The organism is Pseudomonas macauensis (genome assembly GCF_047902425.1).
Taxonomy (GTDB): Bacteria; Pseudomonadota; Gammaproteobacteria; order Pseudomonadales; family Pseudomonadaceae; genus Pseudomonas.
In genome coordinates this window covers 5,109,205-5,135,762 of record NZ_CP138377.1, presented here as the reverse complement: position 1 = coordinate 5,135,762, position 26,558 = coordinate 5,109,205, and the positions used below count along the sequence as shown (strand labels likewise).

Below are 26,558 nucleotides of genomic sequence, written 5' to 3'. Positions count from 1 at the left end.
AGGCTCGTCACAATGAAAACGCCCGGCATCTGCCGGGCGTTTTCATTTCGCTCAAGCGCTTATTGCTTGTGCAGCTTCCACGCATCCCCATGGGGTGCGGTGCCCTTGTCGTAGGGGCGGAACAGCGTCATGTAGGCCAGGCCCAGCGCGATCACGATACCGCCCACCAGGATGATCCCGTAGTTCAGGTACCAGGGCGCATCGGGCGTGCGCGGCCAGGACATGTTGACGATCGCGAGGACGCCATAGATCTGGGCAGCGATGTTTACCGGCCAGCCCCATTTGCCCAGGGTGAAGGCACCGCTGGGCTTCCAGCCGCGTACGCGGGCGAACAGGGCGGCGCCGACGATCATCTGGAACGACAGGTAGATGCCGATGGCCGCAAAGCTCACCACCATGGCGATGGCGTTCTGCAGGTAGAAGCCGGCGCAGACGATCATGCTGGGGATCACCCCGCAGACGATCAGCGCGGCAGTCGGTACGTGGGTGTTGGGCGACAGGCGCTTGAGCAGGCCGCTACCCATTACCATCTCGTCGCGGGCGTAGGAGTACAGCAGGCGGCTGGCGGCGGCCTGCAGGCTGAGCACGCAGGAGACGAACGAGACGATGATCACCGCCATCACCAGGCGCGCACCGGTCACGCCGAAGGCGTTGTCGAGGATGGTGGTCATCGGGTCCTTGTCGGTGCCGGAGATCACGGCTTGCATGTCCGGTACCGCGAGGATCAGTGCCAGGGCCGCGAACATCGAGGCGCCGCCGCCGATCCAGATGGTCATGCGCATGGCCTTGGGAATGCGCCGACTGGGATTCGGGGTTTCCTCGGCGACGTCACCGCAGGCCTCGAAGCCGTAGTAGAGGAACATGCCCGCCAGCGAGGCGGTGAGGAAGGCCGGCCAGTAGTTGCCATCGATGCGGATGTCGAAGGTGTTGAACAGCACCGACAGCGGTTGGTGGCGCTCGAAGATCAGCAGGTAGCCGCCGATCACCAGCGCGCCGATCAGTTCGCAGAGGAAGCCGAACATGGCCACCCGGGCGAGCAGCTTGGTGCCGCTGAGGTTGAGCAGGGTGGCGATCAGGGTCAGTGCCAGCGCGACCATCGTGTTGGTGACCGGGCTGGATTCAAAGCCGAGCAGGGTGGCGATGTAGGGGCCCGCACCCAGCGCCACGGCCGCGATGGTCACGCAAAGGGAGATCGAATAGATCCAGCCGACCATCCACGCCCAGCGCTTGCCCACCAGGCGTCGTGCCCAGGGATAGACGCCGCCGGAAATCGGGAACTGCGAGACCACTTCGCAGAAGATCAGGCACACCAGCATCTGGCCGATGCCCACCAGCAGGTAGGACCAGAACATCGGCGGGCCGCCGGCGGCCAGGCACAGGCCGAACAGGGTGTACACGCCGACCACCGGCGAGAGGTAGGTGAAGCCCAGGGCGAAGTTCTGCCACAGGGTCATGCTTCGTTCGAAATTGGAGGTGTATCCCAGCGCGCGGAGCTGCTCCGCGTCTCGGTCCAGGGCAATGCCTGGCTGGATCGGACTGTTCATCGTGGTTGTCCTGTTTGAGGTTTTCGCGTCGGCAGTGCAACGGAAAGCGTTGTTGTTATTGTTCGGCGCGCGGACCGTGCCGCGCGCCGTCTTCCTTCAAACCTCAGGCCCTGGTTGTTACAGCTTGATCCAGGTGGCTTTCAGCTCGGTGTACTTGTCGAAGGCGTGCAGCGACTTGTCGCGGCCGTTACCCGACTGCTTGAAACCGCCGAAGGGCGCGGTCATGTCGCCGCCGTCGTACATGTTCACCCACACGCTGCCGGCACGCAGGGCGCGGGCGGTGAGGTGGGCCTTGGAGATATCGCGGGTCCAGACCGCCGCCGCCAGGCCGTACGGGGTGTCGTTGGCGATGCGGATCGCTTCCTCGGCGTCTTCGAATTCGATGACCGAAAGCACCGGGCCGAAGATTTCCTCGCGGGCGATCTTCATCGCGTTGCTCACGCCATCGAACAGGGTCGGCTCGACGTAGGTGCCGCCGGTTTCCTCCAGTACGCGCTTGCCGCCGGTGAGAATCTTCGCGCCTTCGTCCTGGCCGGCTTGGATGTAGCCCAGCACCTGCTCCAGCTGGCGGCCATCGACCAGCGCGCCGACGTTGGTTTCCGGGTCCAGCGGGTGGCCCGCTTTCCAGCCTTTGAGCGCCTCGACCACCAGCGGAAGGAACTTCGCCTTGATCGACTTCTGCACCAGCAGACGCGAGCCGGCGGTGCACACTTCGCCCTGGTTGAAGGCAATGGCGGCGGCAGCGGCTTCGGCGGCGGCCTGCAGGTCCGGCGCATCCTCGAAGACGATGTTCGGGCTCTTGCCGCCGGCTTCCAGCCAGACGCGCTTCATGTTCGATTCGCCGGCATAGACCATCAGCTGCTTGGCGATCTTGGTGGAGCCGGTGAAGACCACGGTATCCACATCCATGTGCAGGGACAGGGCCTTGCCGACGGTGTGGCCGTAGCCCGGCAGCACGTTCAGTACGCCGGCCGGCAAGCCCGCGTCGATGGCCAGTTGGGCGATACGGATGGCGGTCAGCGGCGAGCGCTCCGACGGCTTGAGGATCACCGAGTTGCCGGTGGCCAGGGCCGGGCCGAGTTTCCAGGCGGCCATCATCAGCGGGAAGTTCCACGGCACGATGGCGGCGACCACGCCCACCGGCTCGCGGGTGACCAGGCCGAGCTGGTCATGGGAGGTGGCGGCCACTTCGTCGTAGACCTTGTCGATGGCCTCGCCACTCCAGCGCAGCGAGTCGGCGGCGCCCGGCAGGTCGACGTTCAGCGCATCGCCGATGGGCTTGCCCATGTCCAGGGTTTCCAGCAGCGCCAACTCCTCGGCGTGCTCTTCCAGCAACTGGGCGAAGCGGATCATCACGGCCTTGCGGGCAGCCGGTGCTTCCCGCGACCAGACGCCGGAGTTGAAGGTGGCGCGGGCGCTTTGTACGGCGCGTTCGGCGTCAGCGGCGTCGCAATTGGCGACCTTGGCCAGCAGGCGGCCGTCCACCGGGCTGATGCAATCGAAGGTCTCGCCGGAGGCGGCGGCAAGGTACTCGCCCTGGATGAAGGCGCGGCCCTCGATCTTCAGGGCCTTGGCGCGGGCTTCCCATTCGGCGCGGGTTGGCTGGCTCATGCGTATCGCTCCTCGTTCTTGCTGTTGTTGGCGGGGACGGCCGGCAGGTCGTCTCTGGCTAATACATTTAAAACCATATCTTATGAATTGCCGGTTGCCAATACGGGGCGAAAAATGAGCGATTGAAAGGGGTTTTCGTGCGGAAATCCCTTGCTGTAAGCCCGTGAATCGATTTAAAAATATGGAGACATAGTTTTGCGCGAAGCCGCTGCTCAGCTAGCAGGTAGACTTCGTCACCAACGCCGGAACAGGAAATTTCGCGCAGGAAGCGTCCGCGCCCCTCGCACTGCTGCCTATGAACGAATTCAGGAAAGTCCGCCCCGCCACTTTCATGCGCCTGCGCCAGGAAGGGCGCACCGAGGAAGTCGCGCGCCGGCTGGTGGAAATGGTCGATCTCGGCCTGTACGCCGAAGGCGAGCAACTGCCCAGCGAAAGCGAGCTGGCCATGCAATTCGGCGTTGCCACCGTGACATTGCGCGACGCCCTGGCGGAGCTGCGGGAACGCGGCGTGATCGAGACACGGCGCGGGCGCAATGGCGGCAGTTTCGTCTGCTCGCCGCAGCACACCTCCGAGGATGCTCTGCTCGGCCAGCTGCGCCAGATGAGTGCGCTGGAGCTACGCGACCTGGGGGACGAGCATGTGGCCATCGCCGGTGCCGCCGCGCGCCTGGCCGCCCAGCGCTCTACGTCGGATGAGCAGGCGCGCATCGCCCAATACCTCGATGCCCTCGCCAGCGCCACCACGCGACAGGAGCAACGCCGTGCCGATGCGCGTTTCCACATCGAGATCGCCGTCGCCGCCCAGTCCGTGCGCCTGACCCATGCGGAGACGCGCCTGCAGGCGGAAATCGGCGAATGGCTGTGGCTGCCGGTGGAAGGCTTCCCCGGTACGGCGGCCATCGAGCAGGAGCACCGCGCCATTCTCGAAGCGATCAGCGCCGGCGACTCGAACCTGGCCGGCGCGTTGGCCGAAGCCCACGTCACCCGCGGCATCAAGCGGCTGATCAACCTGCGGCTGAGCCTGCTGGCCGACGACGGCTGACTGGCACAGCGCTTGCTGCTTTCCCGACGCGCCCGGACGGGCGCGCGCAACGACTCACCGAACCGATTTTGCGGGCCTCTCTGGCCCGCCCCTGAACCAGAACAACGACAAGAACAGCGAGGCCCCGGCCATGTCCAGCGAGCAACCCACGGATGAACTCCAGCGCTGTGCCCAGCGCATCGACGCTTCCATCCGTAACGTTTTCCAGCGCCTCGACGAGCTGGCCGGCGAGGTCGTGGCAATCTGGCGCGAGCTGGCCCGAGACGGCAAGCGGCCGTCTTCCCGGGACCTGGGCGCATTGCGTCCGCGCATCCAGCACGACCTCACCGATGACGGCACACGCCTGCACGGCACCGGCGTGGTGATCGAACCGGGCGAACTGGCCGACCAGGACATGTACCTGGAGTGGTGGTACCACGGCCGTGGCGACAAAGTCGTGCCCATGAGCCTGAACTTCAACCGGCGCAGCGAGAGCTTCTACAACTACCTCAACATGCCCTGGTTCTCGCGCCCGCGCGCCAGCGGCCAGCCCTCGGTGGTCGGGCCCTTCGTCGATCTCTACGGCACCGATCTGTACATCCTCGCCTTCTCCGTGCCGATCCAGGTGGACGGCCGCTTCATTGGCGTCGCCGCCGCCGACATCGCCCTGCACGAATTCGAAGGCGTGCTGCTGGGCAGCCTGATGCAGATGGGCCACGAAGCCCTGGTGGTCAACGGCGAGGGCCGCGTGGTGGCCGCCAACACGGCCAACTGGTTCACCGGCGACCTTGCCCGACGCACACTGGGCCGCAATGCACAGGGCCGCGAGCAGGAGCTGGCCGAGTCCTTCTCGCACTGGGCAGTCATTGAGCGACCGCTGAACCGCCGCCTGGCCGGTGCCGCCTGAGGCTGCCAAACGCCGCGTAAACGGCTAGGCTAGGGCGGTTCCCTCATCGACGGATGCCGCCATGAGCCAGTCGCTCGACACCCTCTCCGACTTCGAACCCTTTAGTGCAGTGGATGCCCGCGTTCTCGGGTGCCTGATCGAAAAGCAGCTCACCACGCCCGAAGCCTACCCGCTCACCCTCAACGCCCTGGTCACCGCCTGCAACCAGAAGACCAGCCGCGACCCGGTGATGAACCTCACCCCCGGCCAGGTCGGCCAATCCCTGCGCCACCTCGAAGGCCGCGAGATGACCCGCCTGGTCATGGGCAGCCGCGCCGACCGCTGGGAGCAGCGGCTGGACAAGGCGCTGGAGCTGGTCAAGCCGCAGGTCATCCTGCTTGGCCTGCTGTTCCTGCGCGGCCCGCAAACCCTCAACGAACTGCTCACCCGTAGCCAGCGCATGCACGACTTCGACGACACCGAAGAAGTCCGCCACCAACTCGAACGCCTCGCCAGCCGCGGTATGGCTGTGCAACTGGAACGCCAGAGCGGCCAGCGCGAAGACCGCTACATGCACCTGCTGGGCACGGAGGAAGACCGCCAGGCCGCCATAATCGCCAGCGGCAGCCGCGCTTCCAGCGAACGCAACGATGGCGGTGGGCACGACGAAGGCCGCCTGGTCGAGCTCGAAGCCCGCATCGCCGCCCTGGAAGAGCGCCTCGCCTTGCTGGAACTGGGCGTCTCGCGGGACTGAATCAGCTATTTCCCACTGGCCGATCGACTTTGGTTGGCCTGCCCTTCCACTAATCAAGCGTTAACATTCGCCGTCGATAGTCACCGCATTACCCGCTTCAACCCGGAGTCACCATGAGTCGCCAATTCTCCCAGGCCCAGCTGACCGCCGTGCTCAGCCAGCTTTCGGAAACCGACTTGAAGACCGTGAACGACCTGAGCGGCAATCGTGAGCGGAATCTGTTGGCCATTCGTGAACTGTTCCGCCAGGGGCTGATCAGCGGCGTGCTGATCGATGATCCATTCGGCGCCGAAGACGACGACGGCCCGCTGCTCTGCAATGCCGAACGGCTGCGTCTGCGCAAGCCTTGTGTGGAGACGGTCGTGGAGGAACACGCCGAACTGCTAATGCCACGGCTGGGGCTCCTGACGCTCTAAGCAAATCGCGGGCAAGAAAAAAGGCGCTGGGCTTGAGGCTCAGCGCCTTTTTGCTTCGTGGTTCAGATGTAGTGGCATGCTCGATATCTCCTTGATTGAAGGCTGGCGATAGGTTTGCTAAAAAGCCTGCCCCTCTCGCTACAAGGATCGTAGAGTAATGCCAAACAAGTCCTGGGTATTGATTGCCGCTTTCATCGCGCTGGCCGGCTGCAAAGCGGACGCCGAAGAGGCTGACAAGTACACCGTCTCCGATGAGCACTGCACCACCGATTACTGGAAGACCTTGCCAGATGACAAGGCTCGAGAGGATCTGGTCGAGAAATGCATGACCCGTGGCTCCTACCAGAAATCCGAGCCGAAGACCTGGTAACGGTGCTCACACCATCTGATCTGTTTGTGCCCGGCAAGCCGATTTGATGGATTTCGATGGCAAAAGAAAAAGCCCCTGAAATTCACTAGGAAAATCAGGGGTTTATCGTTTGCGTTTGGTGGAGCCGGGGGGATTTGAACCCGTTTTAGGGCACGGTCATTGATGGTCATTTTTGGCTAATACCACTGAAGCCGGGGAGTTCAGCTGGGCCATCCTGGGCATTGGTGGCAAGTATCGGTAAGTGATTTCGACACTTTTTCGACAGTGGCTGGCGAAGGCGAATGAATGGTGGCACATTAATGGTGCATCCGGATTGTGCCAGGAAGGTACAGAAGGAAGAGTCGGCACTGGCGGTGCAAAAAAAAAGCAGCCTTTCGATATCAAGGAATTGATATGCCTAACTTTATTGTTAATCAAAACCCCCAAGCTAATGGCGATCATGAGGTTCACAATACCACCACAGGGTGTACCTATATGCCAAAGCAGGAAAACTGTATTTTCTTGGGAACCTTTTCAAGCTGCCATGAAGCGGTAGCATCTGCGAAGGTTAGATGGCCTCAGGCAAGAATCAATGGCTGTTATTATTGCAGCTATTCCTGTCACACTAGTTGATTTTTCTGGGGCGGCCTCCGAAACCTCAGGCCGCCCATATTTCAAACTAATGCTTCGAGAAAAACTTGAAAACTTTTAGAGGTATTTAGTTGGGGGTCCATTTTTGCAGAGACTTCTCTGGCGAACTCCGCCTTCCTGAGTCCTGTCTTAAAATAACCGACTCCCTTTAGTACGCGCTCCATCGCTTCCCAAGTTCCTCCTTTGATTGCATCTGGGTCTCGGAATCCTGCTCTTTTTGGGATGTCAACAGAAACTTTTGGGTAGGCAGCTTTTACTGCTTGCCAATCCCCGAAGAACCATGCCTCCAGCTCCTCGATGGCGATTCTGTTTACAATCTTAAATGGTGCGTTTGGCGCTGCTGCTGTCTTGGACACTAGGCCGGCTTGAGCGGAAATATTCTCAAGCTGCTGCTTCAGTCTAATACAGTTGTCGTCATCGCGATCAACAAGTACGACAATTCTCCAGTTGTCTGGTATCCAAGACGCATAAGCTCTTAGTCTTCCCTGTAGTTGCTTTAATAAGTCATCTTTGCATTGAAATCTTATTATCTCGAAGTCGATATCTGTGATAACTTTGGGGAGTAATTCCGTTAGTGTGACTTCCATCGAGTACTCCTCGATAAGAAAAATAATCTTCTCAATCATTATTTTTCCTTTTTCGAGGAGGTTTTGGGGCGCCATGATTAGTTAGAGGGTCTCCCATTCCAAAGGAACCCTCGATCCACAAGTAACCTAGAGACGCGCCGTTCTTTAAAGATTCTTTTACACCCTGGATGTCGCTAGCCCGGACTGCTTGAGTGAAGCCCTCTTCATCACGATAGAGAATCCTAACTTCTTCTGGTCTCATTGCATTCAAAAGGAATGGCGAGTGCGTGGTTATTAAAAGCTGAGACCGCTCCGCAGAAGCTCGGCATTCCTCCGCTAGCTCAGGAAGTAATCTCGGATGAAGAAAGTTCTCCGGCTCTTCAATTCCTATAAATTTTGGCGGTTCTGGATCATAAAGAACCGTCAAATAAGCAAGCATCTTAAGTGTTCCATCTGATGCGTACTTCGAAAGAACCGGCCTGTCGAATGGTGCATCTTTAATTTGAAGAAGCAAGCGGCCATCCGGCATGGGGTCTGCTTCAACCCGTTCTAGTCGAGGGATTCTCTTTTGTAATACAGAAAATATTTCCTCCAAACGCTTCGGATGTTGCTCTTTAAGATACTGAACAACATTTGGAAGATTTTCTCCGCCCTTGCTTAATCTTTCCTGTGGGCCGGCCTCTGGTTGGTTTCTGGTCTGATCAATTGAAAGATAGGAAACGTACCAGTCTGTTATGAATTCTCGTAAAGCAGCGACACGAGGGTGTTCTGAGAATTGTCCTAGAGTGTTTACTGCGATCAGGTCTGCTGATCGCAGGTTAGTTTGCACCCTTTTATCTGTCTCATCGGGTGCGTCACCGCTAGCGGCTTCACCAACACCACGCGCAAAATTTAAAAAGCGAAATGGTTTGCCCGATTGGCCGCGCCGCCATTGCAACCACTCCTCAACAACTTCAGGGCCGCGTACGCCTTCATCAATAGCAAGGTGATAAGTAATAAGAGGAGCTTTGGGGCTTTCGCGATATTTTAAGTCAAAGACAATTGGGCCAGACGCTCCTCTGGTCTTAAGCTCCTTTCCTCTACCTCTCCTATCCCATGCGTAGCGCAAGCCAAACTGGAAACACTCGGAAAGGAAGTTGAAAATATCAAAAACTGTGGATTTGCCGCTGCCATTTGGTCCCAGCAAAACAGTAAGTGGTGTTAAATCGTCTAAGATTACCTTTCGCAATGCGCGATAGTTTTCAACCCGCAGTGATTCGATACGGGGAATACTCGTAGGACTTCTTGTCGCCATTAACATTGCTCCAGATATTTAAGCACTTAGACCTCTAAGCTTTCCTGTCCTGATTACGGGCATACCAACGCCTAGTTACTTCCTTTGTGATCGCTATCCCGCGTTCTGACCTGTCAAGTTTCGATTGGCCTCGTCGTAGTCAGGGCTCGTTTGCCCAATTTCGGGCATAACTTCACCGGTCGAAAGCCACCATCGGTATTGGGGGTAGACCATTCCGAGGATTTCGATCTCTTCGGCTCCCACTCGGGCACGCCCTCGTTTGATGCTGACCCATCGGTTGTAGTCAGTTTCACCAGCCCGAGTCAGCACACTAAGGTTGCTGCGGCCTATTAATAGAAGTGCTCTCTCAGTAATTCTCATCTAATAGAAAATTATCATTGTTGAACTATGTACATGCACATAGTTCATGGCTATTGTTTGGCTAGGTCTTGAACATAGTCCAAGGCCATAGTCCTCTATTGACCAGCATAGTGCAGCAAAGGCCATGAATGTGGAAGGAATCAACCTGTCTCAACGAGACCTTTCTAGCCCGCCTCCGGTGATGCCCTGGAGAGAGTTCGCCGACTGGATTCGCATGGGTGACCGCCATGACGTCGTCTGGGGTTGGATTCGCAACGGCTACATCCCCCACGAGAAGGTCGGCAAGCACGTGTTAGTCAACGTCGCGTTGTTCACCAGCCAGCTTATGGAAAAGGAGATGCCCCTATGAACGAACATCAATCGAGCCCAGACATTTACACCATCCCGGCCTTCGCCAAGATGTGTGGTGTGAGTGTTGAAGAAGCTGAGGAATGGGTACGTAACGGCACCATCCCTAGCACCACCATGGGGGAAATGCAGGTGGTGAACATGGTGCGCTTCCGCGCCGATCTGCTCAGCGGCAAAGAGAATTTCGAAGCGGGGGATTACAACGATGACTAGCAGCCGCGTCGCCCTGGATACCGAAAGCGCCCTGACCTATCTGGGCAAAACCGTTCTGGTCGAACTGGTCTGGGAACAAGACCCCGAGCCGCTCTGGTGCCTCCTGCATATCGTGGGTGTTGTCCTAGCGCTCGAAGGGGTCTACAGCGATCCCTATTTCCTCGTCATCGACGCCAATAGCGAGCGTGACTACCCAAACGAAATGTTCTGGTCCGACATTCGCACGATCCGGGTGATGCGGCACCGCGACCGGCATGGTTCCGGCAACGTACTGGACCGCATCGCCCACCCTAACGATCCGCGCTCAAGGGCCGCGCTCCCGGCTCGTCGGAACAGCCCTACCGTTCCGGCGAACGGAAGCACGGGCGTAGCGAACCCTTGAACGCATGCCCGCCACCAGCCTTGGCCGGTGAGCGTGGGGCAGCTTCTTCGCCCCGCGCTCCCGAGCCCTCGGCGGCAAGAGCGGGATGACAAGGGCAGAGCCCTTGGTGTTGGGCGATGCCGGTTACGCATATCGGATCGGGGTGAATGGACTTAATTGGAGAACGTTGGACTACGTTTCCGGTCGCATTCCCCTTCGGCATACCCCCGCTTCAGCACCTGATTTTGTGGTGAGATAACCACAGCGGCGCGCCCCAGAGCCCCGTTCCAAAGCCTTTCACCTTCACCATTTCCGAACGCTGAATCACTGGCGCGAGCGCCTGCATTCCAGCGACGGGCACCCTCATGCCCAGGAAATGCAAACGAGGAAAACGCGATGAGCCTAGAGGGACTGATCAACGTTGTTGCTCTCGTGCTGATGGCCTACCTCCTGGGCGGCGGCGCTCAGTTCAATCAACCCACCATCCCATCCTGTTGGCTCAGTCCGGTGCAACTGGAGTGCTGGACGTTCGCCGCGACGCCGGCCGGGAGCGCAAGGCATGAGCGGTAGGCCGAAGGCGCGGCGACGTCCCTGTAACACGTCTAACAACACACGTAGCGAATTGGACATTAATGGATAACGTTGGAGAATTCAGATGGCAAAGTTCAGTGATCAACGTCGACTGCTAGTACAACCGGACGGTCAAATCATCGACTCACCGCGTGGCCGCCTCTTCATCGACTGCTACACGGCGAAAATGACCGACCTATCCGGAGTGCGCGTATTGCGCTGCGGTGTGGATACGGTCCGCCAGTTGTACAACGGGCTGATTCGCCCCGAAGTCATCGCGCTGTTCGACTCCCAGGAACCGATTGTCGAGTTCGCCGGCTATGAGTGGTCCAAGGGGCGTATTGGGCGCGACTCCGGGTATCAGTTCCGTCTGCAGAACGCAGACCTCGGCCTGATCCTGCTGATCAAGAATCACAACATGAAGCTGGAAACCATCGGGGCACACCTCAAGATCGAGGTTTCGCCACACGCGATTGATGGTGTGGCTCCGAAAGCGCTCCAGGGACTCATGGATTCACTCGCCGCGGCGGTGATGACGCACTGCGAGCCCAACCAATGTGCCGTTCACATCGCTCTGGATGTACAAGGCTGGGCACCGAAAGAAAACATCGTAGATCGCATGTACTGCCGATCTAATCGGGTACGCCAGATCAGCGGCATCGACCGAATCGAGTTCAACGGCAACGCCTCGGTTTACGGACGCGGTGAAACCTATATGTTCGGCTCGCCAACAGGGATTCAGTTGGCTGTCTACAACAAGTCGCTACAGGCCCGCGCTACCGACAAGCTCGATTATTGGAACGCAGTCTGGTCCACCCACAACGGCAATCCGTTTGGTGACAGCGACGCAGCCTACAACCCCATGGAGCCGGTCTGGCGTATCGAGTTTCGCTACCACCACACCATCATCAATCAATTCGCTCAGGGCTCCGTAAAGGCCTCTGGCGGCGTGATCGGCACCCGGACCTATGAGGGTATCTCCCAGCACCTCGATCACCTCTGGGTGTACGGCTGCGAGGCCTACAGGCTGCTTGGTCTGCGCACCCAACATGACCCGTTCTGGACGCTGATCATGCAAGACGTGAAGGTCCAGGTAGAGGCCGATCCGCTCATCGAGCGTGTCGAGTATCGGCGCTATCGCAAGACGGCCATGGGCTTCTCCGGCAAGAACTGTGAGATGTTCCTGGGCCAGTTCATCAGCCTGATTGCACGCGAGCGTATCCCCGCAAAAAAGGCGATTGAGTCCGCCTACAGCCTCGAGTTCTGGCACGTGATCGAAGACCACTATTTAGCGAAGGGTTGGACTCGGAGGGACCTCGAAAAACACATCAAGAACTTGATCTCAGACCGCTATTTGCGAAGAGGATATGCCGTCTGATGGCAATCACGAAGCTGGAGGACGGACGCTGGCTGGCTGATATCGAGCCCATCAAGGGCAAGCGCTTTCGCAGACGGTTCAAGACCAAGGGCGAGGCTCAACGCTTCGAAACCACGGTTCGGCAGAAGTGCATCGAGAATCCTGCGTGGAGTATCAAGCCTAAGGATCGCCGCAGGCTCTCCGAGCTGGTGCAACTCTGGTACGACCTGCATGGCCACTCACTGCGCGACGCGCCCCGGCGACTCTCGAAGCTGCTGCAATTGGCTGCGCGATTGGGTGATCCGGTTGCAACGGCCCTGGATGCTTCTTCGTATGCGAGCTTGCGCCGGAGGCGGCTGGAGGAGGGGATATCCGGGAAGACCCTGAACAACGAGCTGGGCTACATCCGCGCGGTGTTCAATGAGCTGAAGGACTTGAAGCAGATCGACTACGGCAACCCGCTGGCGGGGGTAAAGCTGCTCAAGCTGCAAGAGCGGGAACTGTCGTGGCTGACAACCGAGCAGATCGGCGAGCTTCTCGACTCCATTCGCAACCGTTGCGACAACCCACATACGGAGTTGGTGACACTGCTATGCCTAGCTACCGGCGCTCGATGGTCTGAGGCGGAAAAGCTCCCCACGCAACGGCTTCAGGGTAACGTCGTAACCTATGCCGGAACCAAGTCAGGGAAGGTGCGGCACGTCCCGATTCCACCAGAGTTGGCTGACCGGGTGAGAGAACACTGGCGGATGCATGGCCCGTTCACTTCCTGCATAACATCCTTCCGCCGTGCTCTGGAGCGAACGACAATTCAACTGCCGCAAGGTCAGGCTAGCCACGCTCTCCGGCATACCTTCGCGAGTCATTTCATGATGAATGGGGGCAACATCCTTACGCTCCAGAAAATACTGGGGCATTCGACCCTGACGATGACCATGCGATACGCACATCTTTCGCCTGATCATCTCCAGGATGCGCTGCGGTTTGGGCCGCTTTCGCTAATTAATCAGGTCCAGCCGTTGTGCTCTTCACACCAGTCATGAAGCAGAATGATTTGCTCTAGCTCGTAGGTGGCTCGAAAAAGAATCCCCGTCAGTTTGCGTTCACTTAAGCCGTCAAGGGAGTTCGTTATGGAGTGGTCGAGAAGAAATTCATGCGCGATGTAGTTGCGCTGGTCGACGAGATTATCGAGCAAGGCGATGAAGTCTGGGCGAATGCCTCTGTTCTTGAGCTCGTTCTTGGTCATCCCCAACGTCCATCTTTCCATTTTCTCTGTAGGGACATTGAAGCGCCGGCCAAGCAGGTTTTTCAGCCCGAACTCAAGAATTTGGGCCTTCCCCATAAACATCGCGAATTGTTCTAGTAGGCTGAGCCCTTTGTAGCCGTCGATTTTCGCGTGTACGTGCTGAGCGATCTGCTCGGCGGTCAGCATGGGTGGATTCTCCATTCCTCGATCTCCTTGAAGTCACTTCGAGTCTTCGACTCTTTTTCGACAGTTGGCGCTAGAAACGAAAAAGCCCCTGAAATTCACTAGGAAAATCAGGGGCTTATCGTTTGCGTTTGGTGGAGCCGGGGGGATTTGAACCCCCGTCCGCCAGTTCTCCGCTGTCGGTTCTACATGCTTAGCCATCTCTACTGAGTTAACTCCGCGCCGCCCGAGTGGCAGGGTGCTTGGAGCGAGCTGTATAAGTTTTAGCCGTTACGCCTACAGCGAACTTGGCGGCGATCCTGTTCTATATGACAGACCTAATCGTCGGGTTTACAGGCATCCCCTAGGGTCTGCTAGCGGCACTTAGGCTGCTAGGGCGTAGTTGTCGTCGTTGGCAACTATAAAGTTGTGGCAGCTGATTTACGAGAACTGTCACCTACTCGGCATGCCCCTCGAGTTTTGTTACCGGCGTCGAATCCTAATCGGCCCCAAAACCTTTGAAGGTCGTCGACCATTCTACGGGAAAGCCGCCCCAAGGTCCAACCGGGGCGGCGCAAGTCATTGTCAGGTTAGGAATTTCAGCACGGCCTCAGCCACCGCTTCGGAGGAGGCGGGGTTCTGGCCGGTGATCAGGCCCCGGTCGACCTCTACATGGCTCTGCCAGTCGGGGCCTTTGCTGTAGCGGGCGCCGTTGGCCTTGAGCATGTCCTGGACGAGGAAGGGCACCACGTCGGTGAGGCCCACGGCTTCCTCTTCGCTGTTGGTGAAGCCGGTGACGTGTCGGCCTTGCACCAGCGGTCGGCCATCCAGCCCGCGCGGGTGGCGGAATACGGCGGGGGCGTGGCAGACGGCGGAGACGGGTTTGCCGCTGGAGTGGAAGGCTTCGATCAGCGCCACCGAGGTTCTGTCCTCGGCCAGGTCCCAGAGCGGGCCATGGCCACCGGGGTAGAAGATGGCGTCGTAGTCGTCGGCGTGTACCTCGGTCAGTTTCACGGTATTGGCCAGCGCGGCCTGCGCTTCGCTGTCCTGGCGGAAGCGGCGGGTGGCCGGGGTCTGGGCGTCTTCCTCATCGCTCTTGGGGTCGAGCGGTGGCTGGCCGCCTTTGGGCGAGGCCAGGGTCAGGGTGGCGCCGGCATCCTTGAACACGTAGTAGGGCGCGGCGAACTCCTCGAGCCAGAAGCCGGTTTTCTTGCCGGTGCTGCCGAGCTGGTCGTGGGAGGTCAGGACTACCAGGATTTTCATGCTCACTCCTTCGGCGTATCGCTGTGACGAGCGGCTGCCGCAGCAACGGCAGCCCAGACTGGTCAGTGTAGGCGGTACGCCGTACTCGTCAGCGTGACAGGGTGATGCCCAGATAGGCGGCGTATAGCACGCCGTTGAGCAGCAGCACCCAGACCGGGAACCCGTCGCGCTGGGCATTGAGGCGAAGCCAGAGAGCGGCGCCAAGGGTGATCAGCACGCCGGTGAGGACTTCGGTGCGCGGTTGCCAGGGGGTGAGCAGGATGCCGATGGCGGGCAGCAGGGTGCCCTGGAAGACCATGGCGCCGCTGATGTTGCCGAAGGCCAGGGTGTCCTTGCCGCGACGGACCCAGAGGATGCTGTTGATCTTTTCCGGCAATTCGGTGGCGATCGGGATGATCAGCAGCGACAGCAGCAGCGCGGAAACTCCCAGCAGGTGCGACAGCCCCTCGACGCCGTGGATGAAGCCCTTGGCGCCCAGCACCAGCAGAGCCAGGCCTAGCAGCAATTGCAGCAGGATGGTTCCCAGGTTGGTCGGCAAGCCGATGCGAGACAGGTACATGTGGTGGTCGGCCTCGGTGCCGTGGCCGTTCTCCACCAGTTCCTGCGAGGCACGCAGCGTGAGGGTGATGTAGGCGACGTAGGTGAGCACCAGCAGCAGGCTCAAGCCAAGGCGCACCGTCAGGTATTGCGTCGGCACGAACATGGCGACGGTGGCGAGGCTGAAGGCGATCAGGAAGAAGTTCAAGTCGCGCTGCAGGCCGGTGCGCTCGGGGCGTACGCGTCCGGTCAGGCCGCGTGCGCGCAGGACGAAGCAGGCCATCAGGCAGGTGGACAAGGTTGAGAGCATCAACGGCGCGCCGAGGATGGCGCCGACGCCGACTTCCTGGTTGAGGTTGGCGTTACTGGTGCCGGCGAACAGGGCCAGCAGAGGGATCAGGGTCTCCGGCAGGGCGGTGCCGATGGCGGCGAACAGCGAGCCGGTAACGCCTTCGGAAATGCCCAGGCGCTCGCCGAGATGCTCCAGCGCGTTGGTGAAGACTTCGGCGGCAATCAGGATCACCAGCAGCATGCCGAGCAGTTCGAGGATGAAGGTCAGCATGCGTGGGGCTCCAGGATGGAGCGAGGTGCGGGATAGTGCATCACGGTGAAAACTCCCGGCCGGTTCGATACCCATGACCACGCGCTCCCCGGCTGTTTGGAGGCTGCGTGGTCAAAGGTCTTGCCGGGCAACGTATCGCTAGCGACGCCATGGCCTGAAATCTGTCTACGATCTGCTGCGCCCAGTTCTGCTCTAGCTCGCGAGATCGTCAACGGATTTGGGCCAAGTGTGTTGACGTCGCCCCCGCTCGCACGAGCGGTCGGCTACTCCCCAATGACGCGCGCATTCTAGCCGATCACAAGCTTAGCTCAACCCGACCGGTCACCAGGTGTCGATCAGTGGGCGCTTCTTCCCCTGGCGAGGCGCCGGGCGCGGCACCGAGGCGAGGCCACGCAGCAGCCAGCGGCGGGTATCGGCCGGGTCGATCACGTCGTCGATTTCCAGGTAGCTCGCCATGTTCAGTCCCTTGCCATTGCGGTAGGCCGCGGCGACCAGCTTGTCGAACAGCCTTTGCCGCTCCTGCGCATCTTCCACTGCGGCCAGTTCCTTGGCGTAGCCGAGGCGGATCGCGCCTTCCAGCCCCATCGCGCCGAACTCGCCGCTGGGCCAGGCCACCGTGAACAGCGCCGCGTGGAAGCTGCCGGCCGCCATCGCCTGCGCACCCAGGCCATAGCCCTTGCGCAGCACCACGGTGAAGAAGGGCACGGTCAGGCTGGCGGCGGTGACGAACATGCGCGACACGTGGCGCACGGTGGCGGTCTTTTCCGCCTCCGGGCCGACCATGAAGCCGGGGGTGTCGCACAGGGAAATGATCGGCAGGTCGAACGCGTCGCACAGCTGCATGAAGCGCGCGGCCTTGTCGCCGGCTTCGGCGTCGATGGCGCCGCCGAGGTGCATGGGGTTGTTGGCGATCAGGCCGAAGGGTTTGCCCTCGATGCGCACCAGCGCGGTGATCATCCCCGCGGCGAAGCCACGGCGCAGTTCCAGCAACGATCCGCTGTCGGCCAGTTGTTCGATGACCTGGCGGATGTCGTAGACGCGCAGGCGGTTCTCCGGCACCGCGTGGCGCAGCAGGCGCTGGTCGGCGCATTCCCAGTCGGTGGTGTCGCCCTGGAAGTAGGCGAGGTATTGGCGGGCAATGTGAGTGGCTTCGGCCTCGTCTTCCACCAGCACGTCGATCACGCCGTTGGCGCTCTGCACGTCGCTGGGGCCGACTTCCTCCGGAGCGAATTTACCCAGCCCGCCACCCTCGATCATCGCCGGTCCCGCCATGCCCAGGCTGGTATCGCGGGTGGCGATGATCACGTCGCAGCAGCCCAGCAATGCGGCGTTGCCGGCGAAGCAGCGACCGGAGACCACGCCCACCAGCGGCACCAGTCCGGAGAGCCGCGCCAGGCCGACGAAGCTCATGTTGTCCAGGCCGGCGACGCCAACGAAATCGGTGTCACCCGGCCGCCCGCCGCCGCCTTCGGCGTAGAGCACCAGCGGGATGCGCCACTGCTCGGCGAGGTGCAGCATGCGGTCGGTCTTCTTGTGGTTCATCACGCCCTGGGTGCCGGCGAACACCGTGTAGTCGTAGGCCAGCACCAGGCAGCGCGCCTTCTCGTCGCCGAACTGCGCAGCGTTGATGCTGCCCAGGCCGCTGACCAGACCGTCGGCCGGGCTGCTGGCGATCAGTTCCTCGACGCTGCGGCGCCGGCGCTGGGCGGCGATGGCCAGGGCGCCGTACTCAATGAAACTACCTTCGTCGAGCAGATCGGCGAGGTTCTCGCGGGTGGTGCGCTTGCCAGTCTTGTGGCGCTTGGCAACAGCATCCGGACGGCGCTCGTCGAGGCCGATGGCATGGCGCTCGATGACTTCGGCGAGGTCGGCGCGGATCGCGTCGAGGTCGATGGCGGCGGCGTCCTGGCTGCCCTGCGCCGCGATGTCCGCCGGTTCCACGAACAGCAGTGCATCGCCTTCGCCCAGGCTGTCGCCCGGCGTGGCGGCCAGGCTGTGGACGATGCCGCTGGCGCTGGCCTTGACCTCGAATTCCATCTTCATGGCTTCGATCACGGCGATGGTCTGGCCTTGGGCGACGGCGTCTCCGGGCATCACCTGGAGGCTGACCAGCACGCCGGTGCTGGGCGTGGTCAGCGGGATGCAGCCGGCGGGTGCTTCGCTCGCGCGCTGCTCGACTTGCGCGTGGCCGGCGTGGCTGAAGAAGCGGTGGGGATGTGCGTGTTCCTGCGCGCCGAGCAGACTGGGTAGGTGCTCTTCGATATAGCGGATGGTCACAAGATTCTCGGCGACTTCCGGCTGGCGCAGCAGGTTGAGCAGCAGCGGAATGTTGCTCGCCACACCCTCCAGGCGGAACTCGCAGAGAGCACGATAGGCGCGCTGCACCAGCTGCGGAAAACCGGCGTTGCCGTGGACGATCAGCTTGGCCAGCAGCGAGTCATAGCCGGCGCTGTTGCGGTAGCCGGCGTAGCCATAACCATCCACACGCAGGCCGGGCCCGCTGGGTGGTTCGTAGGCGCTGATCTGGCCGCAGGCGAGTTGCGGGGTGCCGTCGCTGGCGAGGCTTTCCAGGTTGATCCGCAGTTGCAGGGCATGGCCGCGCGGCGCGGGAATCTCGGCCTGGGTCAGGCCCAGTTCGGCCAGGCTGGCGCCGGCGGCGATGCGCAGTTGCGCTTGCACGAGGTCGATGCCGGTCACCGCTTCGGTGATGGTGTGCTCTACCTGCAGGCGCGGGTTGGCTTCCATGAACACGAAGTCGCCGCTGTCCTCGTCCAGCAGGAATTCGAAGGTGCCCAGGCCGCGATAGTTCACCGCTTCGGCCAGGCGCACGGCGGCAGCGAGGATGGCGCCGCGCAGGCGCGGATGCAGGGTGGGGCTGGGGGCGATTTCCAGCAGCTTCTGGTTGCGCCGTTGCAGGGTGCAGTCGCGTTCCCACAGGTGGCTGATGCTGCGGCCGTCGCCGATCACCTGTACTTCGATGTGCCGGGCGCGCGGGATCAGGCGTTCGACGTACAGGCGATCATCGCCGAAGGCTGCGCGGGCTTCGGCCTGGCAGCGTGCGTAGGCCTCGGCGATCTCGGCCACCGTGCGTACCGCACGCATGCCGCGCCCACCGCCACCGGCGAGGGCCTTGATCATCATCCCGGAGCCGCCGGGCAACTCGCGGAAGAAGCGTTCGGCGTCTTCCTGCGAGGTGGCGCGGTTACTGCCGGCGGCCAGCGCCACGCCATGCGCGCTGGCCAGGTCGCGGGCGCGGGCCTTGTCGCCGAAGCATTCCAGGATATCCGCCGGGGGACCGACGAAGGTCAGTCCGGCGGCTTCGCAACGGCGGGCGAAGTCGGCGTTCTCGGAGAGGAAGCCGTAGCCGGGATGCACGGCATCGCAGCCCTGGGCCAGGGCGAGGTCGATCAGTTGCTGCTGGTCGAGGTAGGCGCTGGCGCCGCGTCCGCGCAGGGGCTGCGCCTGGTCGGCCTGACGGGTGTGCAGGGAGCCGGCATCGTCTTCGGCGTAGACGGCGAGACTGCGGATGCCCAGCTCGGCGGCGGCGCGGGCGATGCGGATGGCGATTTCGCCACGGTTGGCGATGAGCAGGTGCGTCAGGGGCATGGCGATTCCGGTTGTGATTCTTGTCGGTCGGCAATCGCTACATCTTAGGTAGGTGCTCGGGTGGGGGAATGAACTGCTTTCTCGCGAATGGCGTGCGCTTCGTGGGGTTTATGGGCGCACGGAACCCGCGGATGCTGGTAGCACCCGGGAAGCAAGGCGGCCGGCCACTCCGGCCGGCCGCTGAGCGGGATCAGGACTTACCGCTCTGCTTTAGCAACTTCAGGGCTTTTTCGGTTTGGGCGATGCAAGCCTTGGTATTACCAGCCTGCTGGGACTGGATAGCCTTTTCCTGTAGGCGCATGGCTTGATCCTGGGTCTGGGCGGTGCCGGCATTGGACTGCACGGCAGCATCGATTTTCTGGAGATTGTCGCTGCACAGGTCGGCGGCGAAGGCCGGCGACGCCAGCAAGGCGGCGGTAATGAGCAAGGCGGTACGTTTCATGGCTGTACTCCTGGCAAATCGACCGAATTGTGGCGGACCGTTCACGCGGACCGTAAAGGGTGGACGGTCGGATTTCGCGCCAGGTTCACTCTTTTTCGCCAGTGGTTGCCGGTAGTTCGACGCACACGCCCAGGCCGGTGCCATCCAGTCCTTCGTGCAGGCTGATGCGGCCGTGGTGGATCTCCACGATGCGCTTGACGATGGGCAGGCCGAGCCCGCTGCCGGCGCTGCTGGCCACGCTGGGGCTGCGGTAGAAGCGGGTGAAGATGGCCGCTTGTTCGGCTTGCGCCACGCCGGGGCCGTTGTCGCGCACCCAGAGCAGCAACTGGTCGCCCGTGCGTTCCAGGCTCACCGCTACGCGGCCGCCTTCGGGGGTGTAGCGCAGGGCGTTGCCGACCAGGTTGGTGAGGATCAGTCCAAGCCAGACCGATACCCCCATCAGTGTGGTCCCCGGGTGGGTGTCGAGGGTGAGTTCGATCCGCCTGTCGATGGCCTGGGGAGCGAGCTCGGCGATGGTTTCTTCGGCGAGCAGGCCGAGGTCGACGCGGCGGAAGGTTTCGTGCAGTTCCTCGCCGTCGAGCCGGGCCAGCAGCAGGATCTGCTCCATCAGTGCGCTGATGCGCTCCACGCTGCGGCTGACCTGCTGCAGGCCATGGGCATGGGCTGCCGGGTCGGAAGAGCGCAGCGCCACCTGGGCGTGGGTGCGTAGGCTGGCCAGCGGTGTGCGGATTTCGTGGGCGGCGTCGCTGGTCAGGCGGCGTTCGGCCTCCATGGCCGACTGCAGGCGCTCCAGCAGCAGGTTCAGTTCTCTGACCAGACTGTGCACCTCCACCGGCGCCCGGCTCAGCGACAGCGGATGCAGGCTGTGGGCGGTACGCTGGTGGACCTGGGCGATCAGGCTGCGCAGTGGCGCCAGGCCCTGGCGAACGCCGAGCCAGACCAGTACGAGGAACAGCGGCAAGGCCAGCAGCAGTGGGAACAGCGCGCTGAACAGCAGCAGGCGCAGCGTCTTGGAGCGGTAATGCAGGTCCTCGAATACCCAGATCCGCACACCGTCCGGGCCCGCCGAGGCAATCTGCAGCACCCGCCAACTCACATCGCCCTGTTCCAGTCTGGAGAAGCCCAGGGGCTGCTGCTCGACGCCCGCTGGCGGCTCGTCGGTGGTGAGCAGGCGCTGGCCCTGGTACCAGATGGAGTAGCCCAGCGTGGCTTCCCGGCGTATCAGCGGCAGGCCTTCGATGGCCTTGCGGCTGCGGGCGATGATGTCGCCCGGAGGCGTGGGCTGGGCATCGATGGAGTCGGCGATATCCACCAGGCTCAGGGCGGCCTGGCCGAAGTCGATCATGTCCTGGTCGTAGAGACCGTTCACCTGCTGGCGGGTCAGGTGATAGGTGAAGAAGCCGGCGACCAGCCAGCACAGCGAGATGCCGCCGATCAGCAGCAGCAACAGGCGGCGGCTGAGCGAGCCGGCGCGGCGCGGGACAGGACTCACGGCGAGGACGGATTGTCGGGGCGGTCGATGCCGTAGCCGATACCCCGCACGGTGCGGATCAGGCCATTGCCGAGCTTGCGACGCAGATGGTGGATGTGGACTTCGATGGCGTTGCTCTCCAGGTCGCCGTCCCAGCCGTACAGGGCTTCCACCAGGCGGGTGCGGGACAGCACCTTGCCGCGCTGTTCCAGCAGCAGGCGCAACAGTGCGTATTCGCGCGGGGCCAGTTCCACCGGCGTGCCGCAGAGGCTGACCTGGTGGGTAGCCGGGTCCAGCATCAGTTCGCCGTGCTGCAGCAGCGGCGCGGCACGGCCGGTGCGGCGGCGGGTGAGGGCGCGGACGCGGGCGAGCAGTTCGTCGAGGTCGAAGGGTTTGGTCAGGTAATCATCGGCGCCGGCGTCGAGGCCGGCCACGCGGTCGGCGACCTTGTCGCGGGCGGTGAGAATCAGCACCGGTGTCAGGTCGCCGCGCCGGCGCAAGCTGCGCAGTACTTCCAGGCCGTCCTTGCGCGGCAGGCCGAGGTCGAGGACCAGCAGGTCGAACTCGTCGGTCTGCAGCGCCTGGTCGGCAGCCTGGCCGTCCTGGACCCAATCCACGGTGTCGCCTTCCAGGCCGAGCCCGGCGCGAATGCCGTCACCCAGCAGTTGGTCATCTTCCGCCAGCAGGATTCTCATCGGTGCCCCCTCATCGCACGGCGCCGCCGCGACTGTCCCGAGCAGGATAGCCGCAGAGGCAGTTTCGCGGCAGAGGGTCGCAGCCCTGGCTTAACGAGGCGTTAAGAGGGGAGTGAGTTTGCTAGCGAACGGACCGGCCGGCCGTGCCGGCGTCGGGCGGTTCGCGAGCAAGGGCTAGGCGCCCCCCTCGATCCTACGAAAAGCATCCTACGTTCTTGCGCGGGTGACGCGATCCACCAGGTAGACCACGCCGCGATAATCGATGCCGCCGTGGGCGGACAGGCCGATCTCGCAGGTGCGGCTGGTGGAGACGCCTTCCTCACAGTACTGCACGGCATCCCTGAGCGTACGCAGCGAGTGCGCATTCAGTTCCGGTGTGGTGAAGCCCTTGTCACCGGCGAAGCCGCAGCAGTGAATGCCTTCGGGGATCACCACTTCGCGGGTGCAGCGCTTGACCAGGTCGATCAGCGCCTGGCTCTCGCCCAGGTGCTGGGTGCTGCAGGTGACGTGCACGGCCACCGGCTTGTCCTGCGGCTGGAAGTCCAGGCGCTCCACCAGATGGGTGCGGATGAACTTCACCGGGTCGTAGATCTTCAGCCGGTCGTCCGCCAGCTCCTGTACCAGGCGCAGGGTGCAGGGGCTGGTGTCGCAGTAGATCGGATCGAGGCCGCCACGGCTGGCGCGCAGCAGCTCGGCGAGCAGCTCGTCGCGCTTGGCGTCGGCCTGGTCCTTGTAGCCTTTTGAGGCGAAGGGCTGGCCGCAGCAGAGGTTGTCGGCGTTGTCGGGGAAGACCACCTGGTAGCCGGCCTTTTCAAGCAACTGGCGGGTCTTGTCGATCAGCGGCATCTGCTCTTCGTCCGCCGCTGCCGGGCCCATGGCGCGGGACACGCAGGCGGTCAGGTAGACCACGCGCGGGCGGCTGTCGTCGAGCGTGCGCGGTGGTGTGGCGAGGCGAACCGGTTGCGGCATGGCTGGCGTCCACTGTGGCACGCGGCCCTTGCTCGCATTACTGATGGAGGCGCTGAGGCTGGCCAGGCGCGGCGCCCCTAGCACCCTGCGTGCACCATTGGCCGCATGCAGCATGAAGCGAGCACCTTTCATCGCCGTGGCGAAGTTGCGGGCGAGCCAGGTGGCGGTGCCGGCGTGGTGCGCTTGTCCGCCGCGCAGCTTTTTGATGAGCTCGCCGGTGTTGATGTTCACCGGGCAGCGCTGGGCACACAGGCCGGTGGCGGCGCAGGTGTCGATGCCCTGGTACTGGTAGTCGCGCTCGAGCTGCGTGGTGTCGATGCCGGCGCGGCGCTTGGCCTGGATATCACGCCACATGACGATGCGCTGGCGCGGGCTGAGCGTCAGCCCCTTGGACGGGCAGACCGGTTCGCAGAAGCCGCATTCGATGCACTTGTCGACGATCTCGTCGGCGGCCGGCAGTGGTTTGAGGTTCTTCAGGTGCAGCTGCGGATCGTCGGTCAACACCACGCCGGGGTTGAGGATGCCGGTGGGGTCGAGCAGGCGCTTCAACTGCCACATAAGCTGGTAGGCGTCGTGGCCCCATTCCAGCTCGACGAAGGGCGCCATGTTGCGCCCGGTGCCGTGCTCGGCCTTGAGCGAGCCACCGTACTCCACCGCGACCAGGTGCGCGACGTCGTCCATGAAGGCCGAGTAGCGGGCGATCTGCTCCGGCGTTTCGAAGCCCTGGGTGAAGACGAAGTGCAGGTTCCCTTCCAGCGCGTGGCCGAACAGTATGGCTTCGTCGTAGCCGTGCTTGTCGAACAGCGCGATCAGGCGGTTCACGCCTTCGGCCAGTTGTTCGACGGGGAAGGTGACGTCCTCGATGATCACCGTGGTGCCGGTCTCGCGCACCGCGCCGACGGCCGGGAAGGTGTCCTTGCGGATGCGCCAGAGCTGGTTGTAGACCACCGGGTCTTCGCTGAAGTCGACCTGTTTCTCCACCGGGTAATCGGCGATGGAGGCGTTGATCTGCGCGAGTTGTTCATGCAGCAGCGACTGGGTCGCGGCGCGGGATTCGATGAGCAGCGCGCAGGCGCCTTCGGAGAGGCTCTTCACCCACGCCGGCATGCCCTGCATGTTCTCCACCGAGCGCAGGCTGCGGCGGTCCAGCAGCTCTACGGCGGAGACCGGTTGCTGCTTGAGCACGGTCACGGCCTTGCAGCAGGTCTCCACATCGGGGAAGACGATCAGCGCGCTGGCCTTGTGCGGGTGGTCCGGCACGGTGTCGTAGGTCACTGCGCTGATGAAGCCCAGGGTGCCTTCGGAGCCGACCATCAGGTGGGTGAGGATATCCAGCGGCTCGTCGTAATCAACCAGCGCATTCAGCGACAGGCCGGTGGTGTTCTTCAGGCGGTACTTGTGGCGGATCTTCGCGGCCAGCGAAGGGTTGGCGCGGGTCTGCCGGCCCAGTTCGGCGAGCTGGTCGAGCAGGGCGCCGTGGCTGTCGCGGAAGGCGGCGACGCTGTCGGGCAACTCGCTGTCCAGCAGTGTGCCGTCGGCCAGCAGCAGGCGCATGCCGGCCAGGGTGTGGTAGCTGTTCTGCGCGGTGCCGCAGCACATGCCGCTGGCGTTGTTGGCGACGATGCCGCCGATCTTGCAGGCGTTGATCGAGGCCGGGTCCGGGCCGATCTTGCGGCCGAAAGGTGCCAGCCAGGCGTTGGCCTGGGCGCCGATGACGCCGGGCTGCAGGCGAATCTGCGTACCGCCGTCGCGGATGTCGCGGCCATTCCAGTTGTCCCCCAGTACCAGCAGTACCGAGTCGCTCACGGCCTGGCCGGAGAGGCTGGTGCCGGCGGCGCGGAAGGTCACCGCGACCTGGTGGGCGTGGGCGGACTTGAGCAGGGTGGCGACTTCGTCTTCGCTTTCGACGCGGATCACCAGCTTGGGGATCAGGCGATAGAAGCTGGCGTCGGTGCCGAAGGCCAGGGTCGACAGCGGATCGTCGAAGCGACGCTCGCGGGGGATCAGGTGTTCTACCGTGTCGAAGAATGCGGCAGGGAGGCTCATGGCGGCTCCAGTCATCATCGGTGAGCGTGGACCGCTGGACGGTCCATCGGTGTTCTTCTATCGAACGCGCCGAGGCACGGTCTGGCTCGCTCCTACGAAAAGAGGGCGTTTACGCGCCCAGTTCGCGCACCAGCGAGTCACGGGTGATCTCGCTGATGGACTTGGCGCCAGTGAGCACCATGGCCACGCGCATTTCCTTTTCGAACAGGTCCAGCAGGTTCTTCACGCCGGCTTCGCCGTGGGTCGCCAAAGCGTAGAGGAAGGCGCGGCCGATGAGCACGGTGTCCGCGCCCAGGGCGATCATGCGCACCACGTCCAGACCGTTGCGGATGCCGGAGTCGGCGAGAATCTTCAGGTCGCCCTTCACCGCGTCGGCGATGGCCGGCAGGGCGCGGGCGCTGGATAGCACGCCGTCGAGCTGGCGGCCGCCGTGGTTGGAGACGACGATTCCGTCGGCGCCGAATTTCACTGCATCCTTGGCGTCCTCGGGGTCGAGGATGCCTTTGATCACCATCGGGCCGTCCCAGAAATCACGGATCCACTCCAGGTCCTTCCAGGAGATCGACGGATCGAAGTTGGCGCCCAGCCAGCCGATGTAGTCGGCCAGCCCCGTGGGGTTGCCACGGTACTTGGAGATGTTGCCCAGATCGTGCGGCTTGCCCAGCAGACCGACGTCCAGCGCCCAGGCCGGGTGAGTCATGGCCTGCCAGACACGACGCAGCGGCGCGTTCGGGCCGCTCATGCCGGAGTGGGCATCGCGGTAGCGCGCGCCGGGCACCGGCATGTCGACGGTGAACACCAGGGTGGTGACGCCGGCGGCCTTGGCACGCTCCAGGGCGTTGCGCATGAAGCCACGGTCTTTGAGCACGTAGAGCTGGAACCACATCGGTCGGTCGATGGCTGGGGCGACTTCCTCGATGGGGCAGACCGACACTGTGGACATGGTGAACGGAATGCCCTTCGCGGTCGCCGCACGGGCTGCCTGTACCTCGCCGCGCCGGGCGTACATGCCGGTCAGGCCAACCGGGGCCAAGGCCACCGGCATGCTCAGCGTCTCGTTGAACAGGCGCGTCTCCAGGCTCAGCTCGGACATGTTCTTCAGCACGCGCTGGCGCAGGGCGATGCCGGCCAGATCGTCGACGTTGTTGCGCAGCGTGCGCTCGGCGTACGCGCCGCCGTCGGCGTAGTGGAAGAGGAACGGCGGCAGCTTGCGTTGGGCGGCGGCGCGGTAGTCGGTAGAGGCAGAGATGATCATTGG

23 protein-coding genes, 1 other RNA gene and 1 riboswitch are annotated in these 26,558 nt (G+C 62.5%); of the genes, 10 read left to right on the top strand and 14 right to left on the bottom strand.

Going from position 1 to position 26,558, the window contains the following annotated elements; translation table 11 throughout:
- Nucleotides 1-59 precede the first annotated feature (59 nt).
- Entirely contained in the window at nucleotides 60-1,544 is a 1,485-nt protein-coding gene (locus SD196_RS23570; protein ID WP_275608746.1) for an APC family permease, read from the bottom strand.
- 117 nt (nucleotides 1,545-1,661) lie between these two features.
- Entirely contained in the window at nucleotides 1,662-3,155 is a 1,494-nt protein-coding gene (locus SD196_RS23565) for an aldehyde dehydrogenase (RefSeq protein WP_416310734.1), read from the bottom strand.
- Between the two features lie 295 nt (nucleotides 3,156-3,450).
- Between SD196_RS23565 and SD196_RS23560 the strand changes: the two genes are divergently transcribed.
- From SD196_RS23560 to trbK, 5 genes are all read left to right on the top strand, one after another.
- On the top strand, nucleotides 3,451-4,197 hold the full coding sequence (locus tag SD196_RS23560; protein WP_416310733.1) for a FadR/GntR family transcriptional regulator: 747 nt from the start codon (nucleotides 3,451-3,453) through the stop codon (nucleotides 4,195-4,197).
- A gap of 130 nt (nucleotides 4,198-4,327) precedes the next feature.
- Nucleotides 4,328-5,083, top strand: a complete 756-nt coding sequence (locus SD196_RS23555) for a cache domain-containing protein (protein ID WP_275608743.1) — start codon at nucleotides 4,328-4,330, stop codon at nucleotides 5,081-5,083.
- 61 nt (nucleotides 5,084-5,144) lie between these two features.
- Nucleotides 5,145-5,816: a YceH family protein gene (locus SD196_RS23550; RefSeq protein WP_343577100.1), complete on the top strand. Its 672-nt coding sequence runs from the start codon at nucleotides 5,145-5,147 to the stop codon at nucleotides 5,814-5,816.
- 113 nt (nucleotides 5,817-5,929) lie between these two features.
- Nucleotides 5,930-6,232, top strand: a complete 303-nt coding sequence (locus SD196_RS23545) for a hypothetical protein (RefSeq protein WP_343577102.1) — start codon at nucleotides 5,930-5,932, stop codon at nucleotides 6,230-6,232.
- 157 nt (nucleotides 6,233-6,389) lie between these two features.
- Complete coding sequence (gene trbK / locus SD196_RS23540; RefSeq protein ID WP_331317460.1) at nucleotides 6,390-6,602, top strand: entry exclusion lipoprotein TrbK; 213 nt, start codon at nucleotides 6,390-6,392, stop codon at nucleotides 6,600-6,602.
- Between the two features lie 653 nt (nucleotides 6,603-7,255).
- Here the strand turns inward: trbK and SD196_RS23535 are convergent.
- Together SD196_RS23535 and SD196_RS23530 are read right to left on the bottom strand one after the other, a co-directional pair.
- On the bottom strand, nucleotides 7,256-7,858 hold the full coding sequence (locus SD196_RS23535) for a DUF4276 family protein (RefSeq protein ID WP_416310732.1): 603 nt from the start codon (nucleotides 7,856-7,858) through the stop codon (nucleotides 7,256-7,258).
- Complete coding sequence (locus SD196_RS23530) at nucleotides 7,851-9,092, bottom strand: AAA family ATPase (protein WP_243804587.1); 1,242 nt, start codon at nucleotides 9,090-9,092, stop codon at nucleotides 7,851-7,853. The genes SD196_RS23535 and SD196_RS23530 overlap by 8 nt, the downstream gene beginning before the upstream one ends.
- 484 nt (nucleotides 9,093-9,576) lie before the next feature.
- Here SD196_RS23530 and SD196_RS23525 point away from each other — a divergent pair, with 484 nt between their 5' ends.
- The 5 genes from SD196_RS23525 (at nucleotide 9,577) to SD196_RS23505 (ending at nucleotide 13,344) form a co-directional block, all read left to right on the top strand.
- Nucleotides 9,577-9,801, top strand: a complete 225-nt coding sequence (locus tag SD196_RS23525; RefSeq protein ID WP_171049567.1) for a DNA-binding protein — start codon at nucleotides 9,577-9,579, stop codon at nucleotides 9,799-9,801.
- A complete protein-coding gene (locus tag SD196_RS23520) occupies nucleotides 9,798-10,013 on the top strand; it encodes a hypothetical protein (protein WP_416310731.1) in 216 nt (71 codons plus the stop codon). The genes SD196_RS23525 and SD196_RS23520 overlap by 4 nt, the downstream gene beginning before the upstream one ends.
- Nucleotides 10,006-10,395, top strand: a complete 390-nt coding sequence (locus SD196_RS23515; protein WP_416310730.1) for a hypothetical protein — start codon at nucleotides 10,006-10,008, stop codon at nucleotides 10,393-10,395. The genes SD196_RS23520 and SD196_RS23515 overlap by 8 nt, the downstream gene beginning before the upstream one ends.
- 634 nt (nucleotides 10,396-11,029) lie before the next feature.
- Nucleotides 11,030-12,322, top strand: a complete 1,293-nt coding sequence (locus SD196_RS23510) for a hypothetical protein (protein ID WP_416310729.1) — start codon at nucleotides 11,030-11,032, stop codon at nucleotides 12,320-12,322.
- Nucleotides 12,322-13,344: a tyrosine-type recombinase/integrase gene (locus SD196_RS23505; protein ID WP_416310728.1), complete on the top strand. Its 1,023-nt coding sequence runs from the start codon at nucleotides 12,322-12,324 to the stop codon at nucleotides 13,342-13,344. The genes SD196_RS23510 and SD196_RS23505 overlap by 1 nt, the downstream gene beginning before the upstream one ends.
- Here SD196_RS23505 and SD196_RS23500 read toward each other — a convergent pair.
- The 10 genes from SD196_RS23500 to lldD form a co-directional block, all read right to left on the bottom strand.
- On the bottom strand, nucleotides 13,308-13,733 hold the full coding sequence (locus SD196_RS23500) for a hypothetical protein (protein WP_416310727.1): 426 nt from the start codon (nucleotides 13,731-13,733) through the stop codon (nucleotides 13,308-13,310). The two genes, SD196_RS23505 and SD196_RS23500, sit on opposite strands and share 37 nt — an antisense overlap.
- Nucleotides 13,734-13,862: 129 nt before the next feature.
- Nucleotides 13,863-14,220: a transfer-messenger RNA gene (gene ssrA / locus SD196_RS23495) on the bottom strand.
- A 74-nt stretch (nucleotides 14,221-14,294) separates the two neighbouring features.
- Nucleotides 14,295-14,972, bottom strand: coding sequence for a type 1 glutamine amidotransferase domain-containing protein (locus SD196_RS23490; RefSeq protein WP_275608740.1), 678 nt, complete (start codon nucleotides 14,970-14,972; stop codon nucleotides 14,295-14,297).
- A gap of 88 nt (nucleotides 14,973-15,060) precedes the next feature.
- On the bottom strand, nucleotides 15,061-16,071 hold the full coding sequence (locus SD196_RS23485) for a sodium:calcium antiporter (protein ID WP_275608739.1): 1,011 nt from the start codon (nucleotides 16,069-16,071) through the stop codon (nucleotides 15,061-15,063).
- Nucleotides 16,072-16,136: 65 nt separating this feature from the next.
- Nucleotides 16,137-16,355, bottom strand: a riboswitch (yybP-ykoY riboswitch).
- A gap of 37 nt (nucleotides 16,356-16,392) precedes the next feature.
- Nucleotides 16,393-19,683, bottom strand: a complete 3,291-nt coding sequence (locus SD196_RS23480) for a carboxyl transferase domain-containing protein (protein WP_416311769.1) — start codon at nucleotides 19,681-19,683, stop codon at nucleotides 16,393-16,395.
- A 184-nt stretch (nucleotides 19,684-19,867) separates the two neighbouring features.
- Nucleotides 19,868-20,119: a hypothetical protein gene (locus SD196_RS23475; protein WP_275608737.1), complete on the bottom strand. Its 252-nt coding sequence runs from the start codon at nucleotides 20,117-20,119 to the stop codon at nucleotides 19,868-19,870.
- A gap of 85 nt (nucleotides 20,120-20,204) precedes the next feature.
- Nucleotides 20,205-21,611 (bottom strand): sensor histidine kinase, encoded by a 1,407-nt coding sequence (locus tag SD196_RS23470; RefSeq protein ID WP_343577109.1) that lies wholly within the window; start codon nucleotides 21,609-21,611, stop codon nucleotides 20,205-20,207.
- Complete coding sequence (locus tag SD196_RS23465) at nucleotides 21,608-22,285, bottom strand: response regulator (protein WP_275608735.1); 678 nt, start codon at nucleotides 22,283-22,285, stop codon at nucleotides 21,608-21,610. The genes SD196_RS23470 and SD196_RS23465 overlap by 4 nt, the downstream gene beginning before the upstream one ends.
- 207 nt (nucleotides 22,286-22,492) lie before the next feature.
- A complete protein-coding gene (locus tag SD196_RS23460; protein WP_343577113.1) occupies nucleotides 22,493-25,300 on the bottom strand; it encodes an FAD-binding and (Fe-S)-binding domain-containing protein in 2,808 nt (935 codons plus the stop codon).
- 109 nt (nucleotides 25,301-25,409) lie between these two features.
- Nucleotides 25,410-26,555: an FMN-dependent L-lactate dehydrogenase LldD gene (gene lldD / locus SD196_RS23455; RefSeq protein WP_343577115.1), complete on the bottom strand. Its 1,146-nt coding sequence runs from the start codon at nucleotides 26,553-26,555 to the stop codon at nucleotides 25,410-25,412.
- Nucleotides 26,556-26,558: the final 3 nt, after the last annotated feature.

Bases quoted from the DNA above. Each gene is read 5' to 3' on its own strand.
- SD196_RS23570 (WP_275608746.1), bottom strand. From the start codon at position 1,544: ATGAACAGTCCGATCCAGCCAGGCATTGCCCTGGACCGAGACGCGGAG.
- SD196_RS23565 (WP_416310734.1), bottom strand. From the start codon at position 3,155: ATGAGCCAGCCAACCCGCGCCGAATGGGAAGCCCGCGCCAAGGCCCTG.
- SD196_RS23560 (WP_416310733.1), top strand. From the start codon at position 3,451: ATGAACGAATTCAGGAAAGTCCGCCCCGCCACTTTCATGCGCCTGCGC.
- SD196_RS23555 (WP_275608743.1), top strand. From the start codon at position 4,328: ATGTCCAGCGAGCAACCCACGGATGAACTCCAGCGCTGTGCCCAGCGC.
- SD196_RS23550 (WP_343577100.1), top strand. From the start codon at position 5,145: ATGAGCCAGTCGCTCGACACCCTCTCCGACTTCGAACCCTTTAGTGCA.
- SD196_RS23545 (WP_343577102.1), top strand. From the start codon at position 5,930: ATGAGTCGCCAATTCTCCCAGGCCCAGCTGACCGCCGTGCTCAGCCAG.
- trbK (WP_331317460.1), top strand. From the start codon at position 6,390: ATGCCAAACAAGTCCTGGGTATTGATTGCCGCTTTCATCGCGCTGGCC.
- SD196_RS23535 (WP_416310732.1), bottom strand. From the start codon at position 7,858: ATGATTGAGAAGATTATTTTTCTTATCGAGGAGTACTCGATGGAAGTC.
- SD196_RS23530 (WP_243804587.1), bottom strand. From the start codon at position 9,092: ATGGCGACAAGAAGTCCTACGAGTATTCCCCGTATCGAATCACTGCGG.
- SD196_RS23525 (WP_171049567.1), top strand. From the start codon at position 9,577: ATGAATGTGGAAGGAATCAACCTGTCTCAACGAGACCTTTCTAGCCCG.
- SD196_RS23520 (WP_416310731.1), top strand. From the start codon at position 9,798: ATGAACGAACATCAATCGAGCCCAGACATTTACACCATCCCGGCCTTC.
- SD196_RS23515 (WP_416310730.1), top strand. From the start codon at position 10,006: ATGACTAGCAGCCGCGTCGCCCTGGATACCGAAAGCGCCCTGACCTAT.
- SD196_RS23510 (WP_416310729.1), top strand. From the start codon at position 11,030: ATGGCAAAGTTCAGTGATCAACGTCGACTGCTAGTACAACCGGACGGT.
- SD196_RS23505 (WP_416310728.1), top strand. From the start codon at position 12,322: ATGGCAATCACGAAGCTGGAGGACGGACGCTGGCTGGCTGATATCGAG.
- SD196_RS23500 (WP_416310727.1), bottom strand. From the start codon at position 13,733: ATGCTGACCGCCGAGCAGATCGCTCAGCACGTACACGCGAAAATCGAC.
- SD196_RS23490 (WP_275608740.1), bottom strand. From the start codon at position 14,972: ATGAAAATCCTGGTAGTCCTGACCTCCCACGACCAGCTCGGCAGCACC.
- SD196_RS23485 (WP_275608739.1), bottom strand. From the start codon at position 16,071: ATGCTGACCTTCATCCTCGAACTGCTCGGCATGCTGCTGGTGATCCTG.
- SD196_RS23475 (WP_275608737.1), bottom strand. From the start codon at position 20,119: ATGAAACGTACCGCCTTGCTCATTACCGCCGCCTTGCTGGCGTCGCCG.
- SD196_RS23465 (WP_275608735.1), bottom strand. From the start codon at position 22,285: ATGAGAATCCTGCTGGCGGAAGATGACCAACTGCTGGGTGACGGCATT.
- SD196_RS23460 (WP_343577113.1), bottom strand. From the start codon at position 25,300: ATGAGCCTCCCTGCCGCATTCTTCGACACGGTAGAACACCTGATCCCC.
- lldD (WP_343577115.1), bottom strand. From the start codon at position 26,555: ATGATCATCTCTGCCTCTACCGACTACCGCGCCGCCGCCCAACGCAAG.